Annotated in this window: 12 protein-coding genes and 3 pseudogenes; 8 read left to right on the plus strand and 7 right to left on the minus strand. The window is 59.0% G+C overall.

Annotation, left to right across the window (positions count from 1 at the left end):
- Positions 1–12: 12 nt before the first annotated feature.
- The 7 genes from BMZ43_RS23160 to BMZ43_RS23190 form a co-directional block, all read right to left on the minus strand.
- Positions 13–3,102: a conjugal transfer protein TraG N-terminal domain-containing protein gene (locus BMZ43_RS23160; protein WP_093257030.1), complete on the minus strand. Its 3,090-nt coding sequence runs from the start codon at positions 3,100–3,102 to the stop codon at positions 13–15.
- Entirely contained in the window at positions 3,102–4,532 is a 1,431-nt protein-coding gene (locus BMZ43_RS23165; RefSeq protein WP_093257033.1) for a conjugal transfer protein TraH, read from the minus strand. The genes BMZ43_RS23160 and BMZ43_RS23165 overlap by 1 nt, the downstream gene beginning before the upstream one ends.
- Positions 4,516–5,577: a conjugal transfer protein TraF gene (traF, locus tag BMZ43_RS23170; protein WP_093257036.1), complete on the minus strand. Its 1,062-nt coding sequence runs from the start codon at positions 5,575–5,577 to the stop codon at positions 4,516–4,518. Before traF ends, BMZ43_RS23165 begins: the two co-directional genes overlap by 17 nt.
- Positions 5,574–6,104, minus strand: coding sequence for a hypothetical protein (locus BMZ43_RS23175; protein ID WP_093257039.1), 531 nt, complete (start codon positions 6,102–6,104; stop codon positions 5,574–5,576). The genes traF and BMZ43_RS23175 overlap by 4 nt, the downstream gene beginning before the upstream one ends.
- A gap of 276 nt (positions 6,105–6,380) precedes the next feature.
- Positions 6,381–6,695 carry a hypothetical protein gene (locus tag BMZ43_RS23180; RefSeq protein WP_093257043.1) on the minus strand — a complete coding sequence of 105 codons (315 nt, stop codon included), beginning with the start codon at positions 6,693–6,695 and terminating at the stop codon, positions 6,381–6,383.
- Positions 6,692–7,018: a hypothetical protein gene (locus tag BMZ43_RS23185; protein WP_093257046.1), complete on the minus strand. Its 327-nt coding sequence runs from the start codon at positions 7,016–7,018 to the stop codon at positions 6,692–6,694. The genes BMZ43_RS23180 and BMZ43_RS23185 overlap by 4 nt, the downstream gene beginning before the upstream one ends.
- Positions 7,015–7,365 carry a hypothetical protein gene (locus BMZ43_RS23190; RefSeq protein WP_143075324.1) on the minus strand — a complete coding sequence of 117 codons (351 nt, stop codon included), beginning with the start codon at positions 7,363–7,365 and terminating at the stop codon, positions 7,015–7,017. The genes BMZ43_RS23185 and BMZ43_RS23190 overlap by 4 nt, the downstream gene beginning before the upstream one ends.
- 509 nt (positions 7,366–7,874) lie before the next feature.
- On the opposite strand from BMZ43_RS23190, the pseudogene BMZ43_RS27525 reads away from it, so the two are divergent.
- The 8 genes and pseudogenes from BMZ43_RS27525 to BMZ43_RS23225 form a co-directional block, all read left to right on the plus strand.
- Positions 7,875–8,561 (plus strand): annotated as a pseudogene (locus BMZ43_RS27525) (PAS domain-containing protein); the annotation flags it as partial.
- A gap of 144 nt (positions 8,562–8,705) precedes the next feature.
- A pseudogene (locus BMZ43_RS27530) lies at positions 8,706–9,101 on the plus strand (methyl-accepting chemotaxis protein); the annotation flags it as partial.
- 753 nt (positions 9,102–9,854) lie between these two features.
- Positions 9,855–11,261, plus strand: coding sequence for an ISNCY family transposase (locus BMZ43_RS23200; protein WP_064308075.1), 1,407 nt, complete (start codon positions 9,855–9,857; stop codon positions 11,259–11,261).
- Positions 11,262–11,577: 316 nt separating this feature from the next.
- Positions 11,578–11,805 carry a co-regulatory protein PtrA N-terminal domain-containing protein gene (locus tag BMZ43_RS23205; RefSeq protein WP_064308076.1) on the plus strand — a complete coding sequence of 76 codons (228 nt, stop codon included), beginning with the start codon at positions 11,578–11,580 and terminating at the stop codon, positions 11,803–11,805.
- A gap of 94 nt (positions 11,806–11,899) precedes the next feature.
- Positions 11,900–13,744: a copper resistance system multicopper oxidase gene (locus BMZ43_RS23210; protein WP_093257059.1), complete on the plus strand. Its 1,845-nt coding sequence runs from the start codon at positions 11,900–11,902 to the stop codon at positions 13,742–13,744.
- Between the two features lie 5 nt (positions 13,745–13,749).
- Complete coding sequence (locus tag BMZ43_RS23215) at positions 13,750–14,760, plus strand: copper resistance protein B (protein ID WP_093257064.1); 1,011 nt, start codon at positions 13,750–13,752, stop codon at positions 14,758–14,760.
- A gap of 55 nt (positions 14,761–14,815) precedes the next feature.
- The gene (gene copC, locus BMZ43_RS23220) at positions 14,816–15,193 is read left to right on the plus strand and encodes a copper resistance system chaperone CopC (RefSeq protein ID WP_093257069.1); all 378 of its coding nucleotides are present in this window, start codon (positions 14,816–14,818) and stop codon (positions 15,191–15,193) included.
- Between the two features lie 2 nt (positions 15,194–15,195).
- Positions 15,196–15,422 (plus strand): annotated as a pseudogene (locus BMZ43_RS23225) (copper resistance protein CopD); the annotation flags it as partial.

The raw sequence follows: 15,422 nt of genomic DNA on the forward strand, positions 1-15,422 counted from the left end.
GCAGCCTTTTCTTCACCTACCAAGAACAAACTCTCTATCTAGCTTTTCGCTGTTGTTAATCGCGACAATATCATTGATAACTGCGCTTGACCCATTATCGTTCAATCCGGCCTGAACTAGAGTATCAAACATACCCGAAGCCATGTTGTCGTTGAATCCTCTATGCCTTGCATATTCCATGAATGCCCCCCGGTCATTATTATTCAACTCGCCGGTTCGAGCAGCAGCAAACACATGCGCCTGATCCTTATCCAATCCAAGGCGCATGCCTTCATTTTGATACTCAGCTATATTTCCACGCGTACCCGCGGCGCTACTTAGTGCATTCATAAATTTCTGCGGAATGCCACTCATAACGGACTCACCAAGGTCGCTCAAGCCCTTGCCTTTCTCTTCAAGACGCCTTGTCGCCTCGAACACGCCGTCACTGGTCGCCCGATTACCGAACGTGTAGGCTTTCTTATTAACATCGGCATTATGGCCATCATGAATTGCTTCGACCTGCTTTTCGTCGCGAGCGGCTGCGTTTCCGGAATCAAATCGACTTCCAAAACTTCCTTCGTTGACAGAATGCCCAGCACGGGATGTTTCAGCGTCTAGGTCGCGCGCGGCCGGCTCGCGAAGGCTGGTGAAGCTCGAGTGTTGAAGGGAGGTAGGCTGATCTCCAAGCTCACCACTGTGCCTTGGGTTTGTGTACATGTCTCTGTCGGAAACGCCACTCGTTAGAACACCGAGGTCATTGTTTTTCGCCAGAGTATGCAGTGCAGCTGCGACGCTCCTGCGACTCGGATCAACGGTGTCAAAAAGTCGCTCTGCTTCTTTCATCTGCGAGCCATAGTTGTTGACGGCTTCAGCAACTACAGCATCGGCCTTGCCTTCGCGTATTAATTTTCCAGCCCAAGCATCTGGTGTCATCGAAAGTGAGGAACCAGACTGCTGAAGATAGCCCGCAGTTTCGGTGTACTGCTTCTGCGTACTTATAGCTTGCTGGGCAGATCGTGACAATGTTTCTTGATCCGACTGGCTGAGACCTAACTTTTCTGATCCTAGGAATGACGTCGCAAGACTTGACGAGTTTTCATGACGCAAGGAGTTTGAGATCGACTCGACTAAGCCTGCAGCTTTAGCTGCCTGCATTACATCATTCGAGCTCTGACCATCATTGCGCGTAGTCGAACTTTGAGTAGTGCCATTGATTTGTGCTGAACCCCCAAAATCAATTCCGCCCTTAGCCTTTCCGTCCGCCCCTTCTTTACCTCCCATATTGCCAAGGCCTAGGCCGCCGCTGACCGATCCCCCGAGAGCAATGCTGCCAGTGACCGCATCTATCTGATTCTGATTGAATCCCCGCGCGCGCAGTTCATTAACGGAGTTTTGATAACTTGCGTCATTTGATAGCCCGAATGAATTGGCAACGCTACGGCCTACTGCGGCCTGTTCGTTGATATTTTTTGCCTGTTCAAATTGCTTACCGTAAGCACTTGTCAACCCTTTTGTAAAGGTTTCCGATGCTCCTTCAGCAACAGACTTCTGCGACTGGGCTGCGCTAGATAGAGACTGCCCAATATTGATGTTGCCACGGGTGTTTTCGGATCCGGTAACTCTAGTGCCATTGACGAAGTCGTTCGTCATATAGGGCGTAGTCGCCAAACCTTCGGTGGGCTTCACGACGTCAGGCGTCACTATCTTCTCGTTGATCTGATCCGTGCCACCGAGGCGCTGGGCCATGCTCGTCAACGCAAACGCGCTGCCGGAAACCAGGAACATGCTGATCACTGGCACCGATGAAGCCATCAGGCCAGCCACCCCGATCGCGCTATCCAAGGCCGGCAGCATCTGCTTCAGCATCTCGAATGACAGCGCGTTGCCGTCTGTCACCGTGCTGGTCGTCGCGAGCAGGCCTTCCATGACCGTGCCGGTGTACCAGTTCGTGTAGAGGTTGACGATCGCGAGCATCGGCTGCCACAGCATCATCCAGCACAGCATGGTGATGTACTTGGTGATGAGATTCATGCCGAACGTGCCCATCACGAGCAGGAACGCCATCAACGGGGTGATTGCGTAGATGAGTCCTTCGAAGAAGGTCAGGAACGGGCGAACGTACCGGGTGAACATCGAGCCTTCGGCGGCCCACTGCGTGGCCTGCTGCGCCTGAGCCTGGGCGAGCATGATCGCGTAGGCACTCTGCTGGTCTTCCAGCGCTTTCTGGGCGGGCGCACGCTCGAAGATCGGCAGCAGAATGGACGCCATGGTAAAGGCACGTGCATCCGCCACCTGGAGATTCAGGCCACGCAGCGCATCGTCCACGCGGGTGGTCAGATCGTCACCTGTAACGACTTTGCCCGGCTTCTGGAACGCTAGTTTCGAGACATCATCCATGACGCCCGGCTGTGCCGAGACGCTGAGAGCCTTGAGCCGGGTATGGGCCTGGGAACAGTTGTAGTAGGTGCCTGTACCCGTCTTGCCCTCGTAAATCTCGGTACCGTAAACGTCGCTATCGAAGCGCATAGCGTCGATCGGGCTATTGCTGCGCATGAGGGCGCCATAGGCCGTCATGTTGCGCCCGACACCGACCAAAGTGCACTCCTTGATGTAGTTCGTCCATGAGCGTACGAAATCGCCGCCCGCGTTGCTTTCGCCCATCACAGACGGCATAGCCAACACATTGCGCGTCGCGCCGCGGACCTTCATTAGGGTGGTGAGGGGATCAGCGAACCCATAGGTAGTCATCGCCGGCGTCGAGAAGGCCTGCTCCATCTCCTTGGTGAGCTTGTAGCCGATGTTGGAGACCACGGAGCCCACGAAGAGGGGACCGATAGGCACGTTGTCGACCACCACGACGGTACCGTCATAGACGTCCTCTACGACGGCGCGCCCGGTAGGCCCGTAGAGCGCCATGTAGAGGATCAGCGCCACGCCAACCTGTTGGAAGGGGATAGCCTGGTTTTTGAAGACCGCCTGGAATCCCAGGAACAGGGTACCGATCAACAACCCCACCTTGGCGAGGGACTCGATGCTGCCCGACCCGGAGATCATGGCCACGGCGTTGAGGATGCTCTCCAGGTAGGTAGCGGAGCCAATGGAATAGATAGAGAACTCCATCACTCACCCCCCTGCACAGGTTTCTCGACGTTGATAAACGCCGCAGGCGGAGGAAGCGATCGCATGCGCGCCTGGTAGTCGAGCAGCAGGTCATTCTCGTTGCCATACCGGGTGAGCAACACCTGGTACTCCTGCATCAGCCGTTCCCTCGCCTTACCGATGAAATCACCGGCAGGCATGCCGAGCTTGTCGACCATCTTGCCTTTCGTGATCACGGCTTCGGCCGTATCGATGTACGACTTGACGAGCGAGTAGGCACCCTCGAGCGCCAGCATCTTGGAATGGCCGGTAACAAACCCCTTCGCCATCGACTCGCTGCCTTGCGATAGGCGTTGCACCATCGCGGAGAAGCCAGGCTTTTGCATCATGTTCAGTAGGCCGGACTCATCGGGACCGAAGGTGCCTGTATTCGTCGCCCACTTCGTGACGATGCCAACCGAGTTTCCCGACCCGTTGAAGATCTTGATGATCTTCTGGGCCAGGCCGTCGAAGGCCAGGTTAGAGAGCTGTGGCTCCAGGCAGACTGCATCTTCCTTGCACGAATAGACCTGCACCGACTCGGTCTTGACGCCCTCAACAATGTCCTGCAGCGAAATGCCAGTCGGCATCAGCGGCTTGGTGACGATCACCTTGCCCTTTCCATCTTCAGCCTGCTCTAGCCCGGGAATGATCACCGATCCGGTGAAGGACATGATCAGCTCGTCAGTTTGTTGAGAGCCGTATTTGAAGAATTGCTGGCTGTTGTACTGCTTCATCGCGCACCAGACGACGTTGCCCGTGTCCTCACAGCTCACTACGTTGCCGGCATCCGTCTTCATCTCGATCGGCGACTTGGAGTTGCTGCTACCCGAGAACAGCGATCCGAAGCTGTCGGCCAACCCTTTGACGGTGTTACCGGTTGCGGTCTGCATGTTCTCCTTACCTTCGAAGGCCGAGAACGCGTCGGTCACCAAGCCCTGGGCGAGCTGGCAGCTATTGGACATGAGGCCGTTGAGGTCCTGCATCGTCTCCTGCAGGTTGGCGATGGTGTTCTCCACCGTAGGCCCCATGGCCTTGAGCGCCAGCTTGAACGCATAGCCCGACGCTACGCCTACTGAGTTGGAGGCGATGGAGCGCAGCGACTGTACGAACTGCTGCGCGTTGATGAACGAGAAGGAGCCGGCGAACATGTCGATGCCGCCGCAGCCGGCCTGGAAGGAGGGCGGTCGGAAGGAGACCACCGGCGCCGTTGCGATCTGATTCCGGATCCGCATCGAGCCGCCACTTACAACCCCTCGGGTTGCCGTCTGGTACATGCCCGGGTCGGTGCTGTTGGACATCGAGTTAAACATCGAGTCGAGCTGGCTCTCGATGTTGGCATAGGCGCCCAGGGGCGCGAGGGCCACAACCAGCACGGCTGCGCACAACGACTGCTTACTGCTGCGCCTCATGGGGCACCTCTCCATCTATGGTCTTGCGGGCGAGCTTGCGGCGCATGCTCTCAACGAATGCGGCGGGGTCCTGGTCGATCTGGTCCTGGCTGAGCCCGTCGTTGTCCTGAAGGGTCAGCAGGCCGTTGTCGAAGAAGGGCTGCGTCGAGGCGAAGGTCTTCTGGTCGATGAGCGAGGCTTCGCGCGCAGCGATCAAAACCCGGTTGAACAGGACGTCCAGGGTGATGGCGCCGTAGCCGACGATTTCGGTGCGGCCCGGCGGGATCGCCAGGGCAAGAGCAGGGGCCTGATAGACCTCGAGCTTCTTGGCCTGGCCATCGTCAGTGCGGTAGTTCGCGAACAGCCCATTGTCGAGGGGCGCGCCATCCAGCGAGACCGGGATGATCCGGATGCCGGTGGCCGCGGTAAGGGACTGCAGCACGGCTGCCTGCTCAGCGCAGAGCACGCAGTTGCCCTTGAAGAAGAAGAACAGGCCGACCTTGTTGGCCAGGCCCTTGAGCACCTTGTCTCGGTTGTTCGAGACTTCCCGATTGAGCGCATTGGCTGCATAGGTGGCTACTGGCCGCCGGCTGTCCTCGTCGAGGAATGGATCACGCATGATCACCTGGCTGGAACGCTCGGAGAACTTGGACGATTTGTCCATCATCACGCGTTGCAGGTAGTAGTAGGCCTGCACGTTGGCATCGGTCGGGTTGTCGATCGCGCGGTCGCGATATTTCGGCAGGTTGTCCCTGATCCAGGCCACGCTGAACAGCTCTGGCCCTGGCGGCGCCGGCGGAGGGGCCGGTGGCTCAGCCTTCTGGATGGGCGCAGGTGGGGGCGGAGGAGGGGTAGGCGCCTTTACCTCGAGCTCCGGCTCCTCCTCGGGCGGATCCTTGTACCAAAACCAGCCCTCTGCCTTACCGCGGTAGAAGCTTTCGCTACCAGGCGCAGCGAAAGAATCTTTCACGCCATCCGCAGCGTTGTCCGCCGCGCTCGCGTTACCTGGAAATGCAGCCGGCGAGAGTACTGCAGCGACGGCTACAGCCAAAAGCGCGCGCCTCATTTCCTACCGTCCAGGTACAAGGCGACCGCGACGGTCGCGTACACCCAGCGCGAGCCTCGTTTGCGTCGGTGCGATCCGATCGCGCTTACCCACGGCAGGTGCTGATAGTCGGCATTGCCGATTTTTTTGCTGACGTAGGTAACGCTGTAGCCGAGTGCATCAGCCACCTGGGCGACCGGCATCGACGGTCCATACGCCTGCAGGAGCTTAGGTAGATGTTTCGAAGGGGCGCTAATGCTCTCCAGCGAGCTACGCTGGCTGTCCAGGAAGGACGCAACGCCCTGCGTGCCGTAGACCCAATTGAGGCCTTGCCGGCGCCGGTGTGGAGCGATCGCTGCTACCCAGGGGAGGTGCTGGAATTTGGCGCAGCCGATCTTCTTGCGGACATAGCCGACGCTGTATTCCAGCGCCTCCGCTATCTGCTCCGGCGTCATCACGTCGCCGTAGGACTGCAGCAGGCCTGACAGGCTGGAGGTAGGGGTAAACGAGCTCGTGACAGCTTCGGGCGTAGCCACTGACAAGGACATGCGCGCATCCGGAGTATTGATTCGATGCACACAAGGCTAGGGATTCGCGCGGACCAAAAGCGTTCGATTCACTCCCTTTTAGGGCGCTAACAGCACTCCGGGCGGCAAAAACTGAAGTCGCCTGACCTATGAGCGATCAGCAACCCAGTTCGAGTAGATGATCGATAGGAAGCACTAAACGCCCGGGGGTCGAGGAATGCATGCAGCATGGAATCGGGCTCGACACTGGACGAGGCCAGCACCAGGTGGACGCTGGCCAGCGCGGGGGCATTGTATTCACGGCAATGGCTTCGCTGACGCTATGTCTAGCCATTCGACCGGCTCCAAGGTGAACCGCGGCTGGAGCTTTGCATAGGACCGACAGGGATGTCCTACCAGCCACCCGGCGTGTTCCGCAGCATACTCGTCACGCTCGGCTTGATTGATGTACTCCATGCGCTCCCGTGGGGCGCTATTTTGATAGTCGGTAAGGCTCTGGCAATAACGCTGCGCTTGAAGCCTACCTTCGATCGCTCCCAATGTGGCTCTGCCATGCTGGTGCACACAGATCACCAGGAAGAGGGCATCGCGGTCTTCAAGTTGGCTGTTCATGCCCGCATCCACCCGGTTGAGGCGTCCAACCACTTCCTCGGCACAGCGGGAAAGCCCCACCGGCGCTCGGCATCGAGGCTGGGGGAATGCAGTACGCTCTGGCCGGCCAGCATGTCGCTAGACGCCTGCAGCTGGACCCGGCCAACGTTCAACCACTCAGGTTGCTCGGGCAGATGGTCGTGGTGCGCTACGCTGACCGCACAGACTCGGGCGACCTCAGCCTCGGCCTTGTACGGGTGCCAGCCAACCAGCTGCAGTCGGGTGTCGAAATCCGTAGAGTCCACATAGGCCGGCTCATCCGGGGCTATGGGGGCGGCGCTCATGGCAGCTTGCCCAGAGTTGCCAGCTTTGCACGATCCAGGAACGGCCTCGATAGCCGTTCGAAGCCGGCCACGTCGTAGGAGCGGGTGTCGCCGACCGGATGGTGCAGGCGCCACATCCGCAATGCGTCCCGGCGCTCAAAGGCCTCATCGGTGCTCATGTCGCGCAGATTGCCCAAATTGGGCTGCTGGTCGTGGTAGTGCTGCAGCTTGGCCACTGCGTCGTCGGCGGTCCCCTCGCTGTCGGCAAACCAAAGCGTGATCAGTTGGCCGTTCGTATGCCGCATACATATGGCATGGCCGAAGTGCAGCTCGTTGCCTGTACCGTGGTCTCGTGTCATCGCCTTCATCCCTCTGCTGTATGTCTAGCTCGAAACACCATGCACGGTAAGCCTCTTGGCCTGACGGGGTAGGTGTGCCCCATCTTATTTAACATAAGATAGCGGATGTGCACGCTAGTATTGGCCTGAGAACGAGAGGTCTGGCTTAACAAGCCCAGTCAGTGGACCGGAAGCATCCCAATACGAAATGTTAGGCTTGTGCTTCACGAGAGGGCTCCTAATTCCAATCGCCCAGCACCGATTATTGCGTTTGTGTCTTTGGTCCTGCTAAGCCCGCATGACCTACGAGCCATGGGTCATATAATGGCCATACATAACCGCTTGTCTTAAAAATAAGACCGCTTGGTCAATCTTCCTATCTCGCGGATTTAGATTCGCCTGATTTCACCGATACATCGCTCATTCACTCTTCCAGGTAGGGGCGCGTCATGTTCAACAAAGGACTAAAACAAGAACTGCAGCGCCTCCGCGAGCAGGTGGATTCCTTCAAGCGGCTGAAGGCCGAGCTTGACGTGGAGATGCTGGGCCTGGAGCTGGATGGCCGCGGGTGCATCTCCGCGGTGAACGCCAACTTCGAAAAGGAGATGGGCGTGCGCGCCGCGGATTTGCTGGGACGCCCTCTGGCGGAGCTGATTCCGGCGCACGTCCGCAACCAGGAATACAGCCGCCGACTGCAGCAGGCCCTGAGTCGCGGCGAGCCCTACAGCGGTGCCCTGCATCTCTTGCGTGGCGACGGTCAGGAAGCCTGGTTGCGCGGCATCCTGCACCCCTTCCATGACAGCCAGGGCCAGGTGACGCGCTTCCGACTGTTCTGCAACAACCTGACGCGGACCATCGAGACCTCGCGCGAGCACGAAAGCCTGCTCAAGGCGCTGCGCCGGTCCACGGCGGTCATCGAGTTCAACCTCCAGGGCGAGGTGCTCGATGCCAACGACAGATTCCTGCAGGCCATGGGTTATTCCCTGGCGCAGATCAAGGGCAAGCACCACCGGATGTTCTGCGAGCCGGCCGAGGCCAATTCCGAGGCCTACGAGCAATTCTGGGCGCGCCTGCGTCGCGGCGAATTCGTCGTGGATCGCTTCAAGCGCCTGGATGCCCAGGGCCGCGATGTCTGGCTGGAAGCCTCCTACAACCCGGTGATCGATGCCCATGACCGGCTGTACAAGGTGGTCAAGTTCGCCACCGTGATCACTGATCAGGTCCAGCAGGAGCAGGCGGTGTCCGAAGCCGCCAGCGTGGCCTTCGAGACCTCTCAACATACCGACGACACGGCCCGCAAGGGCGCGGCGGTGGCACAGCAGACGGTGGAGGTGATGCGTGCCCTGGCCACCCAGATGCAGGAGGCGGTGAAGGGCATCGAGGCGCTGGACAACCAGTCCCAGGTGATCGGCACCATCATCAAGACCATCAGCGGCATCGCCGAACAGACCAACCTGCTGGCGCTCAACGCGGCCATCGAGGCGGCCCGGGCCGGTGAGCAGGGCCGCGGCTTCGCCGTGGTGGCCGACGAGGTCAGGCAGCTGGCCTCGCGCACCAGCAAGGCCACCGAGGAGATCGTCGGCGTGGTGCAGCAGAATCAGCAACTGGCCGGCGAAGCGGTGACGGTGATCGAGAACGGTCGGCGTCAGGCCGAGCAGGGCCTGGAACTGGCGGGGCAGGCCGGCCAGGTGATCGTGGAGATCCAGGACGGCGCCCAGCGAGTGGTCGGCGCCGTGGGGCGCTTTGCTCAGCACCTATCGACCTAACCATGCTGTACCTGCCGACAGGTGGCGAGCGGCCGGAGGTGAAGGAGGGAGGACGAGGCTCCTCTCAAGACGCCTTCACCTATCTGGTAGGCGGCATACCTACGAGGCCTGGGTCTAGGGCCTAAGCTCAAGCGTGAATTTGCGAAATTCCCACGCCAAACCCGATCAGGCTACCGCTTTCGCACGTGTGCTTTCGCAAAGCTTACGACCACTACCAACAGTACGGTCCATTGCCATGATCGGCACGATCATCAGCAGCGACCTTGAGTTGATCGGCCAGCTGCAGCCGTACTAGACGGCGGTTCGTGGCGGTAACCCTGGAAGACGCGCTGGCCGCACGGCGTCTGTGCCGTGGACGCCTGCAGCGACTGGAGCAGCTGTTGGCGAGCTAGAGAACCGTTGGCAAGCGGGTGACCCGTCGAGAGATCCTGAAGGCGTCGTTCGTAACGGACGCGTTTTCAGGATCGTCACTCCAAGAAATCCTGAATTTCGCAAAAGAGGCTGATCGACAACACCAGGGTAGGGAAGCGAGAGTCGCAGCTGGGGGCCGTATCAGGGGTAAAGCTAAAGACTGGATGGGAAGGCAAAGGGCAGTCGTCAGCCTAGACCCATATCCAATTTAACATAAGTTGTGTTATGCGAAGTGGACGTGTTACGGCCAAATAGTAATGTCGCGATCCAGCCAGATAGAAATGTCCCGATCACGTATTGCAGCTAGCCTACCGGCTTTGCAGCCGATGCGGAGCGATCAGGATGTCAGCCTACGAGCGGATCACGATGAGCCTACGTGAAGTTGGTCGCCTCAAGGTCATCCAGGCGGTGACCGAGGGGTTCCTTACGCCAACACGCGCCGCCCAGCGCCTGCAGCTGAGTTCCCGGCAGGTTCACCGCCTGGTGCAACGTTACCGGGACGCCGGCGTTTCGGGCCTGATCTCATGTAAGCGCGGCCAGCCCAGCAATCATCAGCTGAAGCCTGGTCTTGAGCAGCGCGCCGCCGCTCTAATCCGGCAGCACTACCGGGATTTCGGCCCGACACTTGCGGCCGAAAAGCTCGTTGAATGTCACGGCCTACGCCTGGCCAAGGAAACGGTCCGGCGCATCATGATGGATGCCGGCTTATGGACGCCGCGTCGGCAGCGACCGCCCAAGGTGTACCAGCCGCGCAATCGCCGAGCCTGTCTGGGCGAACTGATCCAGATCGATGGCAGCGATCATCGCTGGTTCGAGGACCGAGCACCGGCATGCACCCTTCTGGTCTACATCGACGACGCCACCAGTCGCCTGATGCACCTGGCATTCACCCGCAGCGAATCGACCTTCAGCTACTTCCAGGCTACCCAAGCCTATCTAGAGCATCACGGTAAGCCGTTGGCGCTCTACAGCGACAAGGCCAGCGTATTTCGAGTCAATAGCAAGGATGCTCAGGGCGGTGATGGCCACACCCAGTTCGCCAGAGCCATGTTCGAGCTGAACATCGATACCTTCTGCGCTAACTCCAGCCAGGCCAAGGGGCGTGTTGAGCGAGCACACCTCACCTTGCAGGATCGTCTGGTCAAGGAACTGCGACTACGAAACATCAGCACCGTCGAACCCGCTAACGCTTATCTGCCGCTCTTCATGGCCGATTACAATCGCCGCTTCGGTAAAGTTGCCCGCTCGGACTTCGATGCGCACCGGCCAGTACGCGACGACGAGGACCTATCTCTAATCTTCACATGGCGCGAACCGCGGCGGGTATCGAAAAGCCTCACGCTGCAGTACGACAGACGTCTCTATGTCCTGCACGACACGGTACAAGCACGAGCTTTACCAGGCCGGTACGCAGAGATCTATCACTACCCTGACGGCCGGATTGAGGTCCGATCAGCAGGGATTACCTTTTCCTACGAGACGTTGGATCAGTTGCCTGAGGTCAGCCAAGGCACCATCGTGGAAAACAAGCGGCTGGGCCACGTCCTGCAGGTCGCGAAGCGGATGCAAGAGCAGCGCGATAACCGTCGCTCCCAAGCGGTACCTGGCAATCCAAAGCCAACCAAAGCGCAGCGCCAAGAGCCGCCGAAGAAGAAGGCGAAAGATTTCACACCGGAGGACATCGTGGCCGCCCTCGATAAAAGGCGGTCTCCGAAGCGTAGCCGTCATGCGTCAGTCAATCAGCGCTGAAGGGCTCAGTGCGCTTGTAGCGGCCGGGGCCGCATACGACGTGCGCGCAATTCCAGGTCCCGAGGGCCATGGGTGGCAATTGCAGGTGCGTTATAGCAAAGAGAGCCGACATTTTCCTCTCCGCTCCCGGCGCGAATTAATAAGGGTGTTTCGGTCACTCGATGCGCTCAATAGGTATGCACAGGGTATTGGAATACGAGGGTTCAGGATCGAAACCTGACTCTTTTGTAATCCTCGGCTCAGTCAACTGAAAGCTTTCCAGCGCTACCTTGTGGTCCGCGGCATGTGCCGCTGTATTTGCCTGAGGTGCTTCGTCATGAACCTTTCTAAAGCTGTGTTCCTCGCTCTTGCTTTAACCCTTTCCTCGTCTGCTTTTGCTGAAGGCGGTGCCGATCGCGTCTTCACTCGCATGATGGACGCCCAACAAGCAGCGCAAAGCAAGAAAGCCGAGCCGAGGCTAGCTGGCACGTCTGCAGAAAAAAAGATGAAGACGGCAAGGCTTGCTGCTAGCGAAGCGGCCTACCCAATGCTTACAGAAATGTAATCACACCCTACAAAGCGCTGTGACATCTTCCTGACTAGTCTTCTAACTCCTGTACACGGCACCGGTGCCGTCCTCGCTACCAGGACCTGCTCGTATGGAATCAAGAACCTCTCGACGTACCTTCGTCAAAGGCCTCACGGCTGCTGGCATGCTTGGTGGGCTGGGTCTGTGGCGTTCGCCCAGTTGGGCGGCGGCTGGGTCGACAACGCCCCGCACACTGACGGGTACAGAGTTCGATCTGTCGATTGGCGAGATGCCGGTGAACATCACCGGGAAGCGCCGTACGGCGATGGTGATCAATGGCGGATTGCCGGGCCCCCTGTTGCGTTGGAGGGAGGGCGACACGGTGACGCTTCGCGTGCGCAACAGGCTTGATGCGGCTACCTCCATACACTGGCATGGCATCATCCTGCCTCCAAATATGGACGGGGTACCGGGACTGAGCTTCGCGGGTATCGAGCCAGGCGGCATGTATGTCTACCAGTTCAAGCTCCAGCAAAACGGGACCTACTGGTACCACAGCCACTCCGGCTTCCAAGAGCAGGCCGGTGTGTATGGGCCTTTGGTCATCGAGGCTAAGGAGCCGGAGCCGTTCAAATACGATCGTGAGCATGTGGTGATGCTGACGGACTGGACGGATGAAGATCCGGCTTCGCTGATGCGCACGCTGAAAAAACAGTCCGACTACTACAACTTCCACAAGCGCACCGTTGGCGACTTCGTCAACGACGTGGCTGACAAGGGCTGGGCCGCGACGCTGGCGGATCGCAAGATGTGGGCTGAGATGAAGATGAACCCCACGGACCTTGCGGATGTAAGCGGCGCAACCTACACCTACCTGCTCAATGGCCAGGCTCCGAACACGAATTGGACTGGCCTGTTCCGCCCTGGCGAGAAGCTACGTCTTCGATTCATCAATGGCTCCGCCATGACGTACTTCGACATCCGTATCCCAGGCCTGAAGATGACCGTCGTAGCGTCTGATGGCCTTTACGTGAATCCGGTTGAGGTCGACGAGCTTCGTATCGCCGTGGCCGAAACCTACGATGTCATCGTCGAGCCCACAGGCGAGGCTTACACGGTCTTCGCCCAGTCAATGGATCGTACCGGCTATGCCCGTGGCACCCTTGCCGTGCGGGATGGCTTGGTGGCTCCAGTCCCTGCGCTTGATCCTCGCCCCTTGGTCACGATGGACGACATGGGTATGGGCGGTATGGACCATGGCGGTATGGACCACGGCAGCATGAAGGGTATGGATTCGGCGGCCGGTGATGATATGCAGACCATGAGCAGCATGGAAGGCAGCCCCATGCCAGCCATGGACCACAACAAGATGTCCTCTATGCAGGGCATGGACCATGGCGCTATGGCGGGGATGGACCATGGTTCGATGTCTGGAATGGCCGGAATGACCATGCAAAGTCATCCCGCGAGTGAGAAGAACAACCCGCTGGTCGACATGCAGGCAATGACCCCTACCGCCAAATTGAATGACCCCGGCCTGGGTCTGCGTAACAACGGACGTAAGGTACTCACCTACGCCGACCTCAGAAGCACTTTCGAAGACCCTGATGGACGCGAGCCAAGCCGCACTATCGAGCTGCACTTGACAGGGCACATGGAGAAGTTTGCTTGGTCCTTCGACGGGATCAAGTTCTCCGAAGCTCATCCCTTGGTTCTCAAATACGGGGAGCGTGTGAGGATCGTGCTCGTGAACGACACGATGATGACGCACCCGATTCACCTGCACGGCATGTGGAGTGACCTGGAGGACGAGGAAGGCAACTTCCTGGTTCGGAAGCACACCATCGATATGCCTCCAGGCTCCAAACGCAGCTACCGCGTGACTGCCGATGCCCTGGGGCGATGGGCCTATCACTGCCATCTGCTGTACCACATGGAGATGGGTATGTTCCGCGAAGTCCGGGTAGAGGAGTGAAGCCAGTGACCGCGTTGAATCGACTCCACGTTTGTTCGCTGCTGGCCATCACCAGCTTCAGCATCGCTTCGGTTGGTGCCTTTGCTGCCGAAGCGGGCAGTGCTGCCATGGACCACAGCCAGATGCAGGGGATGGATCACTCCAAAATGCAGGGTATGGACCACAGCCAGATGCAGGAGATGGATCACTCCAAGATGCAGGGCATGGACCACAGCCAAATGCAGGGGATGGATCATTCCAAGATGCACGGCATGGACTCTGGGATGACCACCATGGCTCCCAGCAAGCCGGCAGCCCCCACTCAAAGCCGTACCCCTATTCCGCCCATCACGGATGCCAATCGGGCGGCCGTCTATCAAAGCGGCAAAGGTCACACTGTCCATGACGATGCCCTCAACTACTTCCTGTTGTTTGATCAGCTTGAGTGGCAAGACGCTGATAACGGCAGTGTGCTGAGTTGGGACGTCAACGGTTGGGTAGGGGGGGATATTGACCGGCTGTGGATTCGCTCCGAGGGGGAGCGCTCCAACGGCAAAACCGAATCCGCCGAGCTACAAGCGTTGTGGGGCCACTCCATCGGCCCGTGGTGGGACGTGGTTGGTGGCGTACGGCAGGACTTCAAACCAGGACCGTCACAGACGTGGGCCGCGTTTGGCCTCCAGGGCCTGGCCTTATACAACTTCGAGGCCGAAGCGACCGCTTTCCTCGGAGAGGGCGGCCAAACGGCGTTGAGGCTGGAGGGTGACTACGACATCCTGCTGACCAATCGCCTGATCCTGCAGCCCACCGCCGAAGCCAATTTTTACGGGCGGAACGACCCCAAGCGCGGAATCGGCTCTGGCTTGTCCGAGACGGAAGTTGGAGTGCGCTTGCGGTACGAAATTTACCGGGAGTTCGCCCCGTACATTGGCGTTAGCTGGAACCGCTCCTATGGCAACACTGCCGATTTTGCCCAAGAGGAAGGGGAAGACCGCAGCGAAGCCCGCCTGGTCCTGGGCGTGCGTATGTGGTTCTAACTGGACTTCAAATTTTATCCCCCCCACGAACGCCCCTTGGGCTGTAGGAGTTCGCATGTTCAATCGTGCACCTTTCATCACGCTCTTTGCCGCTGGAATGCTGTTTAGCGCCCTGGCTCAAGCCCATCCCAAGCTGGTGTCTTCGACGCCTGCCGAAGGAACTGAAGGCGCCGCCCCAGCAAAGATCGAGCTGCATTTTTCTGAAAACCTGGTCACTCAGTTTTCCGGCGCGAAGCTGGTCATGACGGCGATGCCTGGTATGGAGCATCCGCCGATGGCGGTCAAGGCGGCTGTTTCGGGTGGTAGTGATCCCAAAACCATGGTCATTGCACCTGCCTCGCCTTTGACGGCCGGCACCTACAAGGTCGATTGGCGGGCAGTGTCATCAGATACCCACCCCATCACCGGTAGCATGACGTTCAAGGTCAAGTAAACATGGAAGATCCATCCAGCATCGGACTTCGCTTCGCGTTGTATGCCGATTTGATGATGCTGTTCGGGCTGGCGCTCTTCGGCCTCTATAGTTTGCGTGGCCCTGAGCGCCGCTCGGGCATGGTATTGCCCTTCCTGCCTCTGCTGGCTACAAGCGCGGCGACGGGCCTCTTGCTCTCGGTCGTGTCCATGGTGCAAATGGCCAAGGCTATGAGCGGGGTGGCGGAATG

It is taken from the genome of Pseudomonas sp. Snoq117.2 (genome assembly GCF_900110545.1).
Lineage (GTDB): Bacteria > Pseudomonadota > Gammaproteobacteria > Pseudomonadales > Pseudomonadaceae > Chryseomonas > Chryseomonas benzopyrenica.

Excerpts from the sequence above, each read along its gene's own strand:
- BMZ43_RS23180 (WP_093257043.1), bottom strand. The coding sequence starts at position 6,695 with ATGAACAGCCAACTTGAAGACCGCGATGCCCTCTTCCTGGTGATCTGT.
- BMZ43_RS23190 (WP_143075324.1), bottom strand. The coding sequence starts at position 7,365 with ATGAAGGCGATGACACGAGACCACGGTACAGGCAACGAGCTGCACTTC.
- BMZ43_RS23200 (WP_064308075.1), top strand. The coding sequence starts at position 9,855 with ATGTCAGCCTACGAGCGGATCACGATGAGCCTACGTGAAGTTGGTCGC.
- BMZ43_RS23205 (WP_064308076.1), top strand. The coding sequence starts at position 11,578 with ATGAACCTTTCTAAAGCTGTGTTCCTCGCTCTTGCTTTAACCCTTTCC.
- BMZ43_RS23160 (WP_093257030.1), bottom strand. The coding sequence starts at position 3,102 with ATGGAGTTCTCTATCTATTCCATTGGCTCCGCTACCTACCTGGAGAGC.
- traF (WP_093257036.1), bottom strand. The coding sequence starts at position 5,577 with ATGAGGCGCGCGCTTTTGGCTGTAGCCGTCGCTGCAGTACTCTCGCCG.
- copC (WP_093257069.1), top strand. The coding sequence starts at position 14,816 with ATGTTCAATCGTGCACCTTTCATCACGCTCTTTGCCGCTGGAATGCTG.
- BMZ43_RS23210 (WP_093257059.1), top strand. The coding sequence starts at position 11,900 with ATGGAATCAAGAACCTCTCGACGTACCTTCGTCAAAGGCCTCACGGCT.
- BMZ43_RS23165 (WP_093257033.1), bottom strand. The coding sequence starts at position 4,532 with ATGAGGCGCAGCAGTAAGCAGTCGTTGTGCGCAGCCGTGCTGGTTGTG.
- BMZ43_RS23185 (WP_093257046.1), bottom strand. The coding sequence starts at position 7,018 with ATGAGCGCCGCCCCCATAGCCCCGGATGAGCCGGCCTATGTGGACTCT.
- BMZ43_RS23175 (WP_093257039.1), bottom strand. The coding sequence starts at position 6,104 with ATGTCCTTGTCAGTGGCTACGCCCGAAGCTGTCACGAGCTCGTTTACC.